Source organism: Streptomyces broussonetiae (assembly GCF_009796285.1).
Taxonomy (GTDB): domain Bacteria; phylum Actinomycetota; class Actinomycetes; order Streptomycetales; family Streptomycetaceae; genus Streptomyces; species Streptomyces broussonetiae.
Genome location: NZ_CP047020.1, coordinates 2658075 through 2672748 on the forward strand (window position 1 = coordinate 2658075; position 14674 = coordinate 2672748).

The 14674-nt window shown below is 72.0% G+C and carries 15 protein-coding genes; 8 read left to right on the top strand and 7 right to left on the bottom strand.

Annotated elements, in window-relative coordinates; genetic code table 11:
- Nucleotides 1-67: 67 nt before the first annotated feature.
- Nucleotides 68-682: a TIGR03086 family metal-binding protein gene (locus GQF42_RS12280; protein ID WP_158919671.1), complete on the bottom strand. Its 615-nt coding sequence runs from the start codon at nucleotides 680-682 to the stop codon at nucleotides 68-70.
- Between the two features lie 7 nt (nucleotides 683-689).
- Entirely contained in the window at nucleotides 690-1148 is a 459-nt protein-coding gene (locus GQF42_RS12285; RefSeq protein ID WP_158919672.1) for a DUF6010 family protein, read from the bottom strand.
- 144 nt (nucleotides 1149-1292) lie between these two features.
- Between GQF42_RS12285 and GQF42_RS12290 the strand changes: the two genes are divergently transcribed.
- Nucleotides 1293-2534, top strand: a complete 1242-nt coding sequence (locus GQF42_RS12290; protein WP_158919673.1) for an MFS transporter — start codon at nucleotides 1293-1295, stop codon at nucleotides 2532-2534.
- Here the strand turns inward: GQF42_RS12290 and GQF42_RS12295 are convergent.
- Together GQF42_RS12295 and GQF42_RS12300 are read right to left on the bottom strand one after the other, a co-directional pair.
- The gene (locus GQF42_RS12295; RefSeq protein ID WP_158919674.1) at nucleotides 2462-3634 is read right to left on the bottom strand and encodes a hypothetical protein; all 1173 of its coding nucleotides are present in this window, start codon (nucleotides 3632-3634) and stop codon (nucleotides 2462-2464) included. The two genes, GQF42_RS12290 and GQF42_RS12295, sit on opposite strands and share 73 nt — an antisense overlap.
- The gene (locus GQF42_RS12300) at nucleotides 3631-4572 is read right to left on the bottom strand and encodes a 5-dehydro-4-deoxyglucarate dehydratase (protein ID WP_158919675.1); all 942 of its coding nucleotides are present in this window, start codon (nucleotides 4570-4572) and stop codon (nucleotides 3631-3633) included. Before GQF42_RS12300 ends, GQF42_RS12295 begins: the two co-directional genes overlap by 4 nt.
- A 210-nt stretch (nucleotides 4573-4782) precedes the next feature.
- On the opposite strand from GQF42_RS12300, the gene GQF42_RS12305 reads away from it, so the two are divergent.
- The 7 genes from GQF42_RS12305 to GQF42_RS12335 all read left to right on the top strand — a co-directional run bounded on the left by GQF42_RS12305 (nucleotide 4783) and on the right by GQF42_RS12335 (nucleotide 12136).
- A complete protein-coding gene (locus GQF42_RS12305; protein ID WP_158919676.1) occupies nucleotides 4783-5592 on the top strand; it encodes an NAD-dependent epimerase/dehydratase family protein in 810 nt (269 codons plus the stop codon).
- Between the two features lie 286 nt (nucleotides 5593-5878).
- On the top strand, nucleotides 5879-6649 hold the full coding sequence (locus tag GQF42_RS12310; RefSeq protein ID WP_158919677.1) for a DeoR/GlpR family DNA-binding transcription regulator: 771 nt from the start codon (nucleotides 5879-5881) through the stop codon (nucleotides 6647-6649).
- Between the two features lie 86 nt (nucleotides 6650-6735).
- Nucleotides 6736-8106 (top strand): ABC transporter substrate-binding protein, encoded by a 1371-nt coding sequence (locus GQF42_RS12315; RefSeq protein WP_158919678.1) that lies wholly within the window; start codon nucleotides 6736-6738, stop codon nucleotides 8104-8106.
- The gene (locus GQF42_RS12320) at nucleotides 8103-9041 is read left to right on the top strand and encodes a carbohydrate ABC transporter permease (RefSeq protein WP_158919679.1); all 939 of its coding nucleotides are present in this window, start codon (nucleotides 8103-8105) and stop codon (nucleotides 9039-9041) included. Before GQF42_RS12315 ends, GQF42_RS12320 begins: the two co-directional genes overlap by 4 nt.
- The gene (locus tag GQF42_RS12325; RefSeq protein WP_158919680.1) at nucleotides 9038-9865 is read left to right on the top strand and encodes a carbohydrate ABC transporter permease; all 828 of its coding nucleotides are present in this window, start codon (nucleotides 9038-9040) and stop codon (nucleotides 9863-9865) included. Before GQF42_RS12320 ends, GQF42_RS12325 begins: the two co-directional genes overlap by 4 nt.
- Nucleotides 9862-10851 carry a zinc-dependent alcohol dehydrogenase family protein gene (locus GQF42_RS12330; protein WP_158919681.1) on the top strand — a complete coding sequence of 330 codons (990 nt, stop codon included), beginning with the start codon at nucleotides 9862-9864 and terminating at the stop codon, nucleotides 10849-10851. Before GQF42_RS12325 ends, GQF42_RS12330 begins: the two co-directional genes overlap by 4 nt.
- 88 nt (nucleotides 10852-10939) lie before the next feature.
- Complete coding sequence (locus tag GQF42_RS12335; protein ID WP_158930062.1) at nucleotides 10940-12136, top strand: TerD family protein; 1197 nt, start codon at nucleotides 10940-10942, stop codon at nucleotides 12134-12136.
- A 118-nt stretch (nucleotides 12137-12254) separates the two neighbouring features.
- Here the strand turns inward: GQF42_RS12335 and GQF42_RS12340 are convergent, their stop codons facing one another.
- The 3 genes from GQF42_RS12340 to GQF42_RS12350 all read right to left on the bottom strand — a co-directional run bounded on the left by GQF42_RS12340 (nucleotide 12255) and on the right by GQF42_RS12350 (nucleotide 14664).
- The gene (locus GQF42_RS12340; RefSeq protein WP_158919682.1) at nucleotides 12255-12830 is read right to left on the bottom strand and encodes a TetR/AcrR family transcriptional regulator; all 576 of its coding nucleotides are present in this window, start codon (nucleotides 12828-12830) and stop codon (nucleotides 12255-12257) included.
- A 61-nt stretch (nucleotides 12831-12891) separates the two neighbouring features.
- On the bottom strand, nucleotides 12892-13449 hold the full coding sequence (locus GQF42_RS12345) for a 2'-5' RNA ligase family protein (RefSeq protein WP_233273331.1): 558 nt from the start codon (nucleotides 13447-13449) through the stop codon (nucleotides 12892-12894).
- 186 nt (nucleotides 13450-13635) lie between these two features.
- Entirely contained in the window at nucleotides 13636-14664 is a 1029-nt protein-coding gene (locus GQF42_RS12350) for a 1-aminocyclopropane-1-carboxylate deaminase (protein ID WP_407699489.1), read from the bottom strand.
- Nucleotides 14665-14674 lie beyond the last annotated feature (10 nt).

Here is a 14674-nt window from a genome sequence, read left to right on the forward strand (position 1 = left end):
CCTCGCGCAGGAGCCGAGGACCGGAGCACCGACACCGTTCAGCGTGGTGTGCGGGCGGGCCGGACGATCAGGCCCTCGGAGGCCGTACGGCCCGGCCCGGTACCGGCCGCCACCCCGGGTCCCGCCCGCTCAACCCCACCGCCCGGTCCAGCAGGGTCGCGGTCTCCGGCACCGCAACCACGGGCCCGAACAGGCCGCTCCCCCGGTCGGGATCGTCCGCGGCGGCACGCAGGAACGTCAGCGCCGACCCCAGCACGGCCGGATCGGGGGTGTACTCCTGCCCCGTGGCGCGCGCCACGTCCCACCCGTGGATGACCAGTTCGTCGGCGACGACCGCACCCGCGACCGCGGCCGGCAGGTCCACGCCGCCGGCCCTGGTGTGCCCGGTCCACGCGGCCGGGTCGCGCCAGGCGTCGGCCAGCTCGTCCAGCGTCTTGGGCAGTTCCTCGCGCCAGCCGGGGCCGATGTCCGGGACGGCGGCGTTCGGGTTGGTGTCGGTCGTGGCGCCGAGGTCCTTGTGGGCCGCGTCGCGGAAGGCCACGGACAGCCCGAGCAGGTGGCCCAGCAGGTTGCGCAGCGCCAGGTCCGGACAGGGGGTCGGGCCCGTCAGCTGCTCGTCGGTCACGGACTCGGCGAGCCGGGCCACGATCCTGGCCTGCGGTCCGAGGTCCACCATGGTCATGTCTGATTCACTCCTTCAGGGGTGCGGTACCCGTACGAACTGCTGACCGGGCGGCTCCCGGAAACTCATCGGCCCGGTGCGTGAGTGTGCGGATCCGCTTCCAGGGCGAGCGGCCTCCGCCGAGGCACCACACCGCGATCACCGGATCGCACAGCGCGCAGCCGAACGAGGAGTCGTGGGCGAACGGGACGATCGGATGGCCCTTGAGGTGGTGCACGACGTCCCAGGCCGTGTGCAGCAGCCAGCCCACGCCGATCCAGGCCCAGGACTCCAGGCCCTTGTAGGCGACGTAGGTGGACAGGGCGGTGAAGGCGAACTCCCAGCCGCCGAGGCCGCCGCCGCTCAGATAGGCGGCGCCCGCGCCGGCCACCATGAGCGCGTTGACGCGGCGCCGGTGGGGTTCGCGGACGAGGGACATGAGCAGGACGTAGAGGAGCCCGATGACGATCGGGGCGACGTAGCGCATGCGCTCGACCGTAGGTGTGCGCCCGCCCGCGCCCCAGGGGCACGACCGACACGTTCCGACGGATTGTCGCCAGCGGACCGCCGCCCCGGAATACGGCACCTTACCGATCCCCGGCCACCCCCCTTAGCCCCACGATGACCAGGCATGACGACCTCCTGGACCCTGCTGCGTGTGCTGCGCGACCGCAACGCGGGGCTGTATTTCACGGGCCTGGTGGTGTCCGCCTTCGGCACCTCCTCGCTGTCCCTGGCGTCGGGTGTGTGGGTCCGGGACCTCACCGGCTCCGACGGCCTGCCCGCCCTGTGCATGCTCGCCGCGTGGGCCCCGACCCTCGCCGGGCCGGTGCTGGGCACGATCGCCGACCGCGTGCGCCGGGGCCCCCTGCTCGTCGTCATGAACCTCGCTCTCGCCGCCGCCCTCCTGACGCTCTTCACCGTCCACTCGGCCGACGGGCTGTGGCTGCTGTTCACCGTCCTGCTCCTGTACGGAACCGTCGGCGTGGTCGGCGAGGCCGCCGAGTCGGCCCTGGTCACCGCTGCCGTCGACGGGGACCTCCTCGGCGACTTCAACGGGCTGCGGATGACGGTCACGGAGGGCATGAAGCTCGTCGCCCCACTGACCGGGGCGGGCCTGTACACGGCCTTCGGCGGTCCGGCCGTCGCCTGTCTGGACGCGGGCACGTTCGTGGTCGCCGCCGGGACGTACGCCCTGCTGCGGGTGCACGAGGAGCGGCCCGTGCCGTCCGGCAGGGGCTGGCGGACGCAGACGGTGGAGGGCGTGCGGAGTCTGTGGGGCCACCCCGGGCTGCGCCCCCTGGTCCTGGCGAGCGGTACGACGATGCTGCTCGCCTCGCTGAGCAGCACGACGGTGTACGCGGTCGTGGACCGCCTCGGCCACGCCCCCGCCTACACGGGGGTGCTGTACGCCGTCCAGGGCACCGGTTCGGTGACGGCCGGGCTCGTCTCGGGGGCCGCGCTGCGAAGGCTCGGCGGGCGCCGGTTCGCAGCGGCGGGGATCGCGCTGACGGCGCTCGCGGTCGCCGCGCGGGCGGTGCCCTCGGACGCGGTGGCCCTCGCGTCCGCCGCTGCGATCGGGCTGGGTCTGCCGTGCGTGCTCGTCGCGACGTTCACCGCCGTCCAGCACGAGACGCCCGGCCCCCTGCTCGGCCGGGCGACGGCCACCGCCAACACACTGGTCTTCGCGCCCAACGTCATCGGACTGGGCATCGGGGCGGGCCTCGTCGAACTGGCCTCCCCCGCACTGTTGTTGCCGCTCTACGGCCTTGCGCTGCTCCTGACGGCGGGTGCGCTGGCTCAGTGCGCGGACAGCGCGGACAGCGCGGCGCGCACCGCCGCGAGGTCCGGGTCGGACGCCAACCCGGCGTGATACAGACGCAGTTCCGTCGCACCCTGCGCACGCGCGCGTGCCGCGTCCGCCGCGAGTGTGCCGGGGCTGCCGCCCATCCCGGAGACGACGGTGAAGTTGGCGGCCAGCACCGTCCGCTCACGGGCGTGTTCGGCGAAGGGCGCCAGCAGGGCCGTGCCGCCGGTGCAGGGCACGACCACGCCGTCGGCGGCGGCGAGGACGCGGGCGGGGTCGACGCCGACGTTGGCTCCGCAGCGGTAGGAGACCGGGTCGGCGTGTACCAGCACCTGGAAGCCGGCAGGCGCGGCGGCGCGTACGGCGGCGACGGCCTCCTCCTGGAGGGTGCCGGCGGTTGCCTCGCGCCACGCGCGCGTGCGGGCCGCCGTCTCCTCGCCGAGCAGCTTGCCGACCGTCGGCCAGCCCTCGTCGTCCGCCGCGCCGCGCCACAGCGGCTCCAGCGCGTCCCGCACGGACACCGCCAACTCGTCCGGATCCAGGCCCTGTTCGCGGTATCCGGCCCGGCAGGACGGGCAGAAGCACAGGGACATCAGATACTGCCCGGCCTCCCCGAGGCCGACGCCGGCGATCTTGTCATGGGCGTGCAGATGCTGGAGCCCGTACCAGCCGAGGGACTCCAGCTCGGTGCCGCGCGCACCGGGGCGTACGGCGGCCTCGGCGGCCAGATCGACGAGGTACGCGCGCGTGGCGGGCTGCGCGATGCAGGGCGCCCAGGGGTAGCGGTCGCCGTGGGCGTTGACGACCGAGGTGTCCGGATGTTCGGCGCCCAGGCGGGAGTTGTGCGCGAGGACGACCCAGGTGTGCACCTGGAGACCCGCCGCCGCAAGGGCCCGCGCGGCCTCGCCGTGGGCGTCGCCCGGGGCCCAGCGGCCGGCGGGGTACGGCCTGAGACCACGGCCCGCCCAGCGCTCGCCCGGCGGGTAGAGCACGGCCGCGTACTCGGCGGTGACGATGCGGTGGCGGGGATGGCGGGGGGTCAGGGTGCGGGTGGAGTGGTAGGCGGAGGCGAGGGTCACCTGCCCGACCCCGAGCCCGGCCAGACGCGCGGGCGCCCGGGGATCCCCGTTGACGTCCCAGGGGTAGACGAACGCCGACGCCTTCACGCGTCCCCCTCCAGCAGCGCGTAGCCCCGTTCGATCAGCTGGGCGAGTTGTTTGACGTGGTCCTCCGGCGGCTCGTGGAGCGGGGGCCGGACCTCGCCGACGTCCAGACCGCGCAGCCGTACGCCCGCCTTGACGAGTGAGACGGCGTAGCCGCGGCCCTGGGCCCGCAGTTCCACGAACGGGCGGTAGAAGCCGTCCAGGAGGCGCCGTACGGTCGCCGTGTCGCCCGCCGTCAGGGCGCCGTGGAAGGCGAGGGCGATCTTCGGGGCGAAGCAGAAGACGGCCGAGGAGTACAGGGTGATGCCGAGGGCCTGGTAGGCGAGCTGGGTCTGCTCGGCGGTGGGCAGGCCGTTGAAGTACAGGAAGTCGCCCGGGACCTCGGTGCGCACGGCGCTGACGATCCGCTGCACGAGGTCGAGGTCGCCGAGGCCGTCCTTGAGGCCGACGATCCCGTCGGTGCGGGCGAGTTCGACCACGGTCGGCGGGGTGAAGACGGCGTTGTCGCGCTGGTAGACGATCACCGGCAGCGCGGTGGCCGCGGCGACCTCCTGGTAGTGCCGCAGCAGGCCCTCCTGCCCGGCCTGAACGAGGTACGGCGGCATGGCGAGCAGGCCGTCGGCGCCCGCCTCCTCGGCCAGACGCGCGTAGCGGACGGCGAGCGCGGTGCCGTACCCGGCGCCCGCGACCACCGGGACGCGCCCCTCGGTCGCCCGGACGGCCGCCCGGACGCAGTCCTGGAACTCCTCCGGCAGCAGCGCGTGGAACTCTCCGGTGCCGCAGCAGGCGAACACGGCGGCGGCACCGGCCTCGACGCCCCGGCGCACATGGGTGCGGTAGACGTCGAGGTCGGGTGCGCCGCCCCGGCCGTAGGCGGTGACAGGGAAGAAGAGCGGCCCGTTCGAGTCACGGAGCCGGGCGGCGAGAGGGGCAGGCGTCACTAGCTCTCCCTTGAGACACCGGTGCACGTTTCTGATTAATGTCTATATCTCTGAACACGACCACGCTAAGGGGCTCCCTCACAGCAGGTCAAGCAGGCAAACACGCATCTCCAGAGCGGATCGACAGAGATCACGCGACACTTGACGGCACGCGGTGAAGCTCTCTAGCTTGTCCATGTATGTGAATATCGGCCACAAGGAGGACCGCGGATGCCCGCTCCCCGCACCGTCCTGCTCACCGGCGCCGCCGGCGGGCTCGGCACCCTGATGCGGTCCCTGCTGCCGGAGTACGGCTACACGCTCCGCCTGTTCGACGCGCGCCCCGTCGAGGGCGAGCCGGACGCGATCACCGCCGACCTCGCCGACACCGCGGCGCTGCGCGAGGCGGTGCACGGCGTGGACGCGGTCCTCCACCTCGCGGGCATCTCCCTGGAAGCCCCCTTCGAGAAGATCCTCAAGGCGAACATCGAGGGCACCTACAACCTGTACGAGGCCGCCCGCGAGGAGGGCGTGCCCCGGATCGTCTTCGCCTCCTCCAACCACGCCGTCGGCTTCACCCCGGCCCCGCGCGCGGGCGAGGCGTTGATCCCGATCGACACCCCGCGCCGCCCGGACACCTTCTACGGCCTGTCCAAGTCCTTCGGCGAGGACCTCGCCCAGCTGTACTGGGACAAGCACGGCCTGGAGACCGTGTCCGTACGCATCGGCTCCTGCTTCCCGGAGCCGACCGGCGTGCGCATGCTCTCGGTGTGGATGAGCCCGGCCGACGGTGCCCGGCTGTTCCACGCGGCCCTGACCGCCGAGCAGGTCGGCCACACGGTCGTCTACGGCTCCTCCGCCAACACCCGGCTGTGGTGGGACCTGACCACCGCGCGGGCGCTCGGCTACGAGCCGCAGGACGACTCCGAGTCGTACGCGGCGAAGCTGATCGCCGAGCAGGGCGAGCTGGACCCGCGGAACCCGGCCCACAGCCACCTGGGCGGGCACTTCGTGAACGACCCGCCGATCTGGCCGTACTGAACGCTCCACCGGTACGCCCCGACGACCCCGGCGGCGGAAAACAGTCGCTCACGCGCGCGGGCGGGCACCGAACGGGCCCGCCCGCTGCCACATTCGGGCATCCGGGCCGCCCGCTCCCACCCTGCCGGGCACGGCCTCGCAGGTCCGCGCCGGACACCGCACTGCACGAACGGGCACACACGGGCAGTATCGGGCCCGCAACAGGCCTGGTCAGTGCCGCATGCCCCGCTGTAGAACTTCCCCCAAGGGCCCGAACGGGCAGCAGCACGGGAAAGCGGGTGCCGACATGAGCACGAGGACGGCCGAAGAGCGCCAGCGTGAGATCGTGCGGGCCGCGCGCGCCACCGGCTCGGTCGACGTCTCCACACTCGCCGACGAGCTGGGCGTGGCCAGGGAGACCATCCGGCGCGATCTGCGTGCCCTGGAGGACCACGGCCTGGTCCGCCGTACGCACGGTGGCGCCTATCCGGTGGAGAGCGCCGGCTTCGAGACGACGCTCGAGTTCCGCGCCACCAGCCATGTGCCCGAGAAGCGCAGGATCGCGGCCGCCGCGGCCACGCTGCTCGGGGACGCCGAGACGGTCTTCGTGGACGAGGGCTTCACGCCGCAGCTGATCGCCGAGGCCCTGCCCACCGACCGGCCGCTGACCGTCGTCACCGCCTCACTGCCGGTCGCCGGCGCCCTGGCGGAGGCCGAGCAGGTCTCGGTGCTGCTGCTCGGCGGCCGGGTCCGGGCCGGCACGCTGGCCACCGTCGACCACTGGACGACGAAGATGCTCGCCGGATTCGTCATCGACCTCGCCTACATCGGCGCCAACGGCATCTCCCGGGAACAGGGTCTGACCACGCCCGACCCCGCGGTCAGCGAGGTCAAGGCGCAGGCGATGCGGGCCGCCCGGCGGACCGTGTTCGCGGGCGTGCACACCAAGTTCGGCGCGGTCAGCTTCTGCCGGTTCGCCGAGGTCGGCGCACTGGAGGCGATCGTGACGAGCAGCCTGCTCCCGGCCGCCGAGGCCAACCGCTACTCCCTGCTCGGCCCTCAGGTCATCCGGGTCTGAAAATCCAACCCACACCCTCAGGGGGTGTTCCACACCTCCAACCGCCCTTTATCTGCCGAATATCCCGATATCTCCAGGAGCGATCCATGCGAACCCAGAGCCGACGGAGGCCGCGAGCCACGCTCGCCATGGCCGCCGCAGGGACGCTGCTCGCCCCGCTGCTCTCCGGCTGCTGGGTCGGTGCGGGCGGGTCCGGTTCCGGCGGCGACTCCATCAACGTCCTGATGGTGAACAACCCGCAGATGACCGAGTTGCAGAAGCTGACCGCCGCGCACTTCACCAAGGAGACCGGCATCAAGGTCAACTTCACGGTCCTGCCCGAGAACGACGTCCGCGACAAGATCAGCCAGGACTTCGCCAACCAGGCCGGACAGTACGACGTGGCCACCCTGTCCAACTACGAGATCCCGATCTACGCCCGCAACGGCTGGCTGCACGAGATGAACTCGTACGCCGCGAAGGACCCGTCGTACGACGAGCAGGACGTGCTCGCCCCCATGCGCCAGTCCCTGACCGCCGCCGACGGCAAGCTCTACGGGCAGCCCTTCTACGGCGAGTCGTCGTTCCTGATGTACCGCAAGGACGTGTTCGCGGCAAAGGGCCTGACCATGCCCGCCCACCCCACCTGGCAGCAGGTCGCGGACCTCGCCGCGCAGGCGGACGGCGCGAAGCCCGGGATGAAGGGCATCTGCCTGCGCGGGCTGCCCGGCTGGGGCGAGCTGATGGCGCCGCTGACGACGGTCGTGAACACCTTCGGCGGCACCTGGTTCGACAAGAAATGGAAGGCCCGTCTGGACTCACCGGAGTTCGAGAAGGCGACAAAGTTCTATGTCGACCTGGTCCGCGCGCACGGCGAGTCCGGCGCTGCCCAGTCGGGATTCGCCGAGTGCCTCAACGACATGACCCAGAGCAAGGTCGCCATGTGGTACGACGCCACGAGCGCGGCCGGCCTGCTGGAGGCGCAGGACTCACCGGTCAAGGGCAAGCTCGGCTACGTACCGGCCCCCGTCGTCAGGACGCCGTCCTCCGGCTGGCTCTACACCTGGGCCTGGGGCATCCAGAAGGCGTCCCGCAACCCCGACAAGGCCTGGAAGTTCGTCTCCTGGGCGTCCGGCAAGGGCTATGAGCAGTTGGTCGGCGAGACCAGCGGCTGGCCGGACGTCCCGGCGGGCAAGCGGGCCTCGACGTACACGAACGCCGACTACCGCAAGTCGGCCGCCGCCTTCCAGGAGATGACCAAGGAGGCCATCGAGAGCGCCCGTCCGAACGATCCCGGCGTGCAGCCGCGGCCCGCGCCCGGCATCCAGTTCGTCGACATCCCCGAGTTCACCGACCTCGGCACCAAGGTCTCCCAGGAGATCAGCGCGGCCATCGCCGGACGCCAGTCCGTCGGCTCGGCCCTCAAGAAGTCGCAGGCTCTCGCCGAGAAGATCTCCAAGGAGTACGAGGGACGATGACAGCGACGACCACGGCCCCCCTCGCGGCCACCCCCGCACATATGACGAAGCAACCCTCGGCCCGGCTGCGCGCCTGGGCCACCCGAGCGCCGCTGCTGCCGGCCCTGGTGTTCATGATCGCGGTGACCCAGCTGCCGTTCGTGGCCACGCTGGTGATCTCCTTCTTCGACTGGAACGCCCTCTACCCCAAGGCCCGCCACTTCACCGGCCTGGACAACTACCACCAGGTGCTGACCGACGCCGCTCTGCGCCACTCGGTGTGGACGACCGTGCTGCTCACGGTGGCGGTGGTGCTGGCCAGCCTGGTCCTCGGACTGGCGCTCGCCCTGCTGCTGGACCGGAGGTTCCGCGGCCGGGGCATCGTCCGCACCCTGCTCATCGCGCCCTTCCTGGTGGTTCCGGTGGCTGCGGCCCTGCTCTGGAAGCATGTGCTCTACAACCCTGAATACGGCCTGCTGAATGGGTTGTTGCACTATGTGGGCGGCCCACAGCCGGACTGGATCTCCAACACCCCGCTGCTCGCGGTCGAGGCCTCCCTGGTGTGGCAGTGGACGCCGTTCATGATGCTGATCCTGCTCGCCGGGCTGCAGAGCCGGGACCAGCAGCAGATCGAGGCCGCGCGCGTCGACGGCGCGAACGACTGGCAGATCTTCCGGCATCTGACCCTGCCGCACCTGCGCCGCTACCTCGAACTGGGCGCCCTGCTCGGCTCGATCTACATCGTGCAGAACTTCGACGCGGTCTTCACGATCACGTCCGGTGGGCTGGGCACGGCGAACCTTCCCTACACCGTCTACCAGAGCTTCTACCAGGCCCATGACAACGGCCTCGCCTCGGCCGCCGGCGTCCTGGTCGTCATCGGCTCGATCATCATCGCGACCTTCGCGCTGCGCGTGGTGTCGTCCCTGTTCCGCGAGGAGGTGTCCCGCGCATGACCGCCGTACTGCGCCGGAACGGACTGGGCCTCGTGGCCTGGCTGGCCGGGATCGTGTTCTTCCTGCCGATCGCCTGGATGGCCCTGACGTCGTTCCACTCGGAGGCGGACGCGGCGACCAACCCGCCGTCCTTCGGGGCGTCGTTGACGCTCGACGGCTACCGCGAGTTCTTCGGCAGCGGCGGCGGGGCGAGCCCGTGGCCCGCGCTGATCAACTCCACGGTGGCGTCGGTGGTCTCCACCCTGTGCGTCCTGCTGCTGGCCCTCCCGGCGGCGTACGCGCTGTCGATCCGGCCGGTGAAGAAGTGGACGGACGTGCTGTTCTTCTTCCTGTCCACCAAGATGCTGCCGGTCGTGGCGGGCCTGCTGCCGATCTACCTGTTCGCCAAGAACGCCGGGATGCTCGACAACATCTGGCTCCTGGTCATCCTCTACACCGCCATGAACCTGCCGATCGCGGTGTGGATGATGCAGTCCTTCCTCGCCGAGGTCCCGGTCGCCATCATCGAGGCGGCGCGGGTGGACGGCGCCCGGCTGCCGACGATCCTCGCGCGCGTGGTCGCCCCCATCGCCCTGCCCGGCATCGCCGCGACCTCCCTGATCTGCTTCATCTTCAGCTGGAACGAGCTGCTGTTCGCCAGGGTCCTGACGGGCGTGGTCGCCGAGACCGCCCCGGTCTTCCTGACCGGCTTCATCACCAGCCAGGGCCTGTTCCTGGCCAAGGTGTGCGCCGCGTCGCTCGTCATCTCCCTGCCGGTGCTCGCCGCGGGGTTCGCCGCCCAGGACAAGCTGGTCCAGGGCCTGTCGTTGGGAGCCGTGAAATGAAGGCCGCCGTCATCGAGGCCGTGGGCCGCGCCGTCGTCACCGAGGTGCCGGACCCGACACCGGGCCCGCGCGAGGTCGTCGTGGAGGTGGCCGCCTGCGGACTGTGCGGCACCGATCTGCACATCCTCCAGGGCGAGTTCGCGCCCAAGCTGCCGATCGTCCCCGGGCACGAGTTCGCGGGCGAGGTGGTGGGCGTCGGCAGCCAGGTCACGGAGGTCACGGTCGGCGACCGGGTGGCCGTGGACCCCTCCCTGTACTGCTACGAATGCCGTTACTGCCGTACCGGTCACAACAACCTGTGCGAGCGGTGGGCCGCGATCGGCGTCACCACCGCGGGCGGGGCGGCCCAGTACGCCCTCGCCCCCGTGGCCAACTGTGTGAAGCTGCCCGAGCACGTGCGCACCGAGGACGCGGCCCTGGTGGAGCCGCTGTCGTGCGCGGTGCGCGGTTACGACGTCCTGCAGTCCCGCCTGGGCGCGCACGTGCTGGTCTACGGCTCCGGGACCATGGGGCTGATGATGCTGGAGCTGGCCAAGCGGACGGGCGCGGCGAGCGTGGACGTCGTCGACCTGAACCCGGCACGGCTGGAGACGGCGCGGCGGCTGGGAGTGTCCGCCTCGGCGGCGAGCGCCGACGAGCTGGACCGCCCGCAGGGCTGGGACGTGGTCGTGGACGCGACGGGCAACGCGGCCGCGATCCAGGACGGCCTGGGCCGGGTGGCGAAGGCGGGAACGTTCCTGCAGTTCGGGGTGGCCGACTACGCGACCCGGGTGACCATCGATCCGTACCGCATCTACAACCAGGAGATCACGATCACCGGCTCCATGGCGGTGCTGCACAGTTTCGAGCGGGCGGCCGAGCTGTTCGCGGGCGGGGTGCTGGATCCGCAGGTCTTCATCAGCGACCGGATCCCGCTGGCGCGCTACCCGCAGGCGCTGGAGCAGTTCGCGGCGGGGGTGGGACGCAAGATCGTCGTGTTGCCCTGAACCGGCTCGGGGTCAGGCCCTGAGCCGATTGGGGGTTGGGTAAGGGAACGGTAAAGGGGTCTCGTTCGTTCATCCGGGCATGACAGCTATGACCCCTGGCTCGAACATCCCTCTGTCGGCCGCCCGCGTCACGGTGGACGTGGCCGCGCCCGTGCGGCTCGACGTGTCGGGCCTGCTGCTCACGGGCGACGGCAAGGTGCGCTCGGACGACGACTTCATCTTCTACAACCAGCCGACGGGCCCGGGCGTGGCCTACACGTCCGGCGGGGGCTCGGCCCCCGACTCGGTCACGGTCGACACCGCCGCCGTCCCGCCGGACATCGAGAAGATCGTGGTCACGGCCAGCCCGGACGCGGCCGGCCAGACCTTCCAGGGCATCGAGCCGACGGCCACGATCCGCGACGCGGACGCCGGCGCCGTGCTGGCCACCTTCACCCCGCCCCAGCTCGGCACGGAGACGGCGCTGGTCGTCGTCGAGATCTACCGCCGCGGCGGCGCCTGGAAGGCCCGCGCGGTCGGCCAGGGGTACGCCGACGGGCTGGCCGGCATCGCGAAGGACTTCGGCGTGACGGTGGAGGAGCCGGCCCCGGCGGCCACGGCCCCGTCCCGGCAGCCCGTGCCTGCGCCGGCCCCACCGGTGTCCGCCCCCGTGGCCCCGCCGGCTCCTGCCGCTCCGCCCGCGCCGCCGGCCCCGGTGCCCGGCGCCGGCAAGGTCAACCTGGACAAGGGCCGGGTCAGCCTGCAGAAGAACCAGACCGTGTCCCTGGTCAAGGCGGGCCGCCCGCTGCTCTCCCAGGTCAAGATGGGCCTCGGCTGGGAGCCGGCGTTCCGCGGCGCGGACATCGACCTGGACGCCTCGGTCATCGCCTACGGCCCGCAGCGCAACCACATCGACAGCTGCTACTTCGGCAAGCTGACGATCCTGAACGGCGCGATCAAGCACTCGGGGGACAATCTCACCGGTGAGGGCGGAGGCGACGACGAGGTGATCGTGGTCGACCTCGGCCGGCTGCCGCAGGAGGTCACCGGCCTGGTCTTCACGGTGAACTCCTTCTCCGGGCAGAAGTTCACGGAGGTCGCCAAGGCGTACTGCCGCCTGGTGGACGCGGCCACGGACGAGGAACTGGTCCGCTTCGACCTGACCCACGCCGAGCCCCAGACGGGCGTCATGATGGCCAAGCTCATCCGCCAGTTCTCCGGCGAGTGGGACATGACGGCGATGGGCGACTTCGTCAAGGCCCGTACGGTCAGGAACATGGTGGCACCGGGCGCGAAGGCGCTGTAGGCCGACGCGGGCCGGCGCAGGGCTCCCGCCGTTGCGGTCGCGTGGGGGCTGCCCGCGCCCGCAGCGGCGAGGTCGCATGTCGATGCGGCCCCGCGCCCCTCGGGCGCCGGCGGGGTGACTACGGCTGCTGCGGCCGCAGCCCCTCCGTCAGCAAGGCCAGATAACGGCGGATCTGGGTGCCCTGCGCGTCCGCCAGCTCCGACGCCGTCGCCACCCCGTGGGCCAGCCGCAGCAGTTCCATCGGCTCCAGGTCGGCCCGCAGGGTGCCCTCGGCCTGGGCCGCCTCAATCAACCGGCCCGCCGCCCCCCGCACGGTCGTACCGCACGCCGCCCCTGCCGCCGTACTGCCGTCCGTGACCGCCGAACCCAGCAGCGCCTTCATTCCGCGCACCTGGATCGTGCCGACGCACAGCTCCTGCAGCCACGCCATCAGCGCCTCGCCCGGCGGCAGCTGGCCGGCCAGCTCGTCGGCCCGCGCCCCCAGCGCCTCGACACGGTCCACGTAGGCGGCCTCCAGCAGTGCCTGCCGCGTCGGGAAGTGGCGGTACAGCGTGCCCGAGCCGACGCCTGCCCGCTTGGCGATGTCGTCGAGCGACGCGTTCTCCCCGTGCTCGGCGAAGGCCTCGGCCGCCACCTGCAGCAATCGCTCGTAGTTCCGCCGAGCATCCGCGCGCATGGGCCTGACCTGCGACATCCAGAGACTCCTCGCAAACCGGGGATTATCTCCACATCCTATCGAGACGGAACCGGCCCGGTCAGTCCTCCTCCGGTGGCCCGTATCCACCCGTCGTGGGCTCCGGTGCGAGGCGGATCGCGCCGGTGCCCAGGCCGATCGTGGCGCGCGTCTGCATGGGGCCGTCACCGCGGCGGGACAGCAGCGCGACCTCGGCCACGCGCGCATGCAGCACACCGAGCCGGGCGGCACATTGGGCGGCGAGGATGCGCGGGGCACGCGTGCGGCCGAGCGAGAGGTGCGGGATGAAGCGCGGGAAGCGGTCCGTGCAGGACGGGAAGGGTTCCGCCAGCGCACAACGGAGCTGAGTCCACGGCGCGGCTCCGGCCGCCGCGGGGTCGAGCCACACGGTGGAGCAGGCCCGGTGGCGGAAGGCGCGGACCCCGCCGAGCCGGATGTCGAAGGGCTCGCAGCCGGCGGCCGCTGCGGCCAGCAGGGGGAGCGCCGCCGGGAAGTCCTCCTCCGGTACGAAGCCGAAGACGAGGTTCACATGAGGCGGCCAGCGGCGGATCTGCGGGTCGTGCTCGACGCGGATGCGCTGGATGGCGGGCCACAGTCCGGCCGGGGGCAGCCACGCCACTGCGGTCCGGGGCGTGGAGGCCGACTCGAGGCGCCCGGGGGCCGCGGCCGGGCACGGAGCCTCGGCCGGCCGGGGTACCGAGGGGCTCGGAGTCGGGGGGCTCGGAGACGGGGGGCTCGGAGACGGAGGACTGGGCACACCTCCATCATGGCGCTGCCCCCGGGCATGCCGTCGGCGCAAGCCCGCCTAGAACAGCGCACTGTAGGCGTTCAGGGCCGGCTGGCCGCCGAGATGTGCGTAGAGCACCGTGGAGTCCCGGCCGATCTCGCCGCGCCGGACGAGGTCGATCATCCCGGCCATCGACTTCCCCTCGTACACGGGGTCGGTGACCATGCCCTCCGTCCGCGCGGCCAGCCGCATCGCCTCCAGGGTGGACTCGTCCGGAATGCCGTAGGTCCCCGCGTGGTAGCGCTCGTCCAGCTCGATGTCCGCCTCGGTCAACTCCTGCCGCACGCCGATGAGTCGGCCGGTCTTGCGGGCGATGCGGGCGATCTGCTCCCGGGTGGCGGCGGGTTCGGCGGACGCGTCGATGCCGATGACCCGGCGGCGCCGGCCGCCCGCCTCCTCGAGCGCGCGGAACCCGGCGACCATGCCCGCCTGGGTCGAGCCGGTCACCGAGCAGACGACCACGGTGTCGAAGAAGACGCCCGACTCCCGCTCCTGCTCGGCGACTTCGAAGGCCCAGCGGGCGAAGCCGAGACCGCCGAGCGGATGGTCGGAGGCACCGGCCGGCACGGCGTACGGCTTTCCGCCCGCCGCCGCCACGTCCCGCAGCGCCTGCTCCCAGCTCTCCTTGAACCCGATCCCGAAGCCGGCTCCGACCAGCCGTACGTCGGCGCCGGCGAGCCGGCTGACCAGGATGTTGCCGACCTTGTCGTAGACGGGGTCCGGCCAGTCGACCCAGCTCTCCTGGATCAGCACGCACGCCAGTCCGGCGCGGGCGGCGACGGCGGCCACCTGGCGGGTGTGGTTGGACTGCACCCCACCGATCGACACCAGCGTGTCGCAGCCCTGGGCGAGGGCGTCGGCGACCAGGTACTCCAGCTTGCGCGTCTTGTTCCCGCCGTACGCGACACCGGAGTTGCAGTCCTCGCGTTTGGCCCACAGCGCGGCGCCGCCGAGGTGCGCGGTGAGCCGTTCCAGCGGGTGTACCGGGGAGGGGCCGAAGAGCAGGGGGTAGCGGTCGTACGAGCCGAGGGACGCGGGCAGGGACACGGGACCTCCA

Excerpts from the sequence above, each read along its gene's own strand:
- GQF42_RS12335 (WP_158930062.1), top strand. The coding sequence starts at position 10,940 with ATGACCCCTGGCTCGAACATCCCTCTGTCGGCCGCCCGCGTCACGGTG.
- GQF42_RS12280 (WP_158919671.1), bottom strand. The coding sequence starts at position 682 with ATGACCATGGTGGACCTCGGACCGCAGGCCAGGATCGTGGCCCGGCTC.
- GQF42_RS12315 (WP_158919678.1), top strand. The coding sequence starts at position 6,736 with ATGCGAACCCAGAGCCGACGGAGGCCGCGAGCCACGCTCGCCATGGCC.
- GQF42_RS12290 (WP_158919673.1), top strand. The coding sequence starts at position 1,293 with ATGACGACCTCCTGGACCCTGCTGCGTGTGCTGCGCGACCGCAACGCG.
- GQF42_RS12305 (WP_158919676.1), top strand. The coding sequence starts at position 4,783 with ATGCCCGCTCCCCGCACCGTCCTGCTCACCGGCGCCGCCGGCGGGCTC.
- GQF42_RS12320 (WP_158919679.1), top strand. The coding sequence starts at position 8,103 with ATGACAGCGACGACCACGGCCCCCCTCGCGGCCACCCCCGCACATATG.
- GQF42_RS12330 (WP_158919681.1), top strand. The coding sequence starts at position 9,862 with ATGAAGGCCGCCGTCATCGAGGCCGTGGGCCGCGCCGTCGTCACCGAG.
- GQF42_RS12325 (WP_158919680.1), top strand. The coding sequence starts at position 9,038 with ATGACCGCCGTACTGCGCCGGAACGGACTGGGCCTCGTGGCCTGGCTG.
- GQF42_RS12340 (WP_158919682.1), bottom strand. The coding sequence starts at position 12,830 with ATGTCGCAGGTCAGGCCCATGCGCGCGGATGCTCGGCGGAACTACGAG.
- GQF42_RS12285 (WP_158919672.1), bottom strand. The coding sequence starts at position 1,148 with ATGCGCTACGTCGCCCCGATCGTCATCGGGCTCCTCTACGTCCTGCTC.
- GQF42_RS12310 (WP_158919677.1), top strand. The coding sequence starts at position 5,879 with ATGAGCACGAGGACGGCCGAAGAGCGCCAGCGTGAGATCGTGCGGGCC.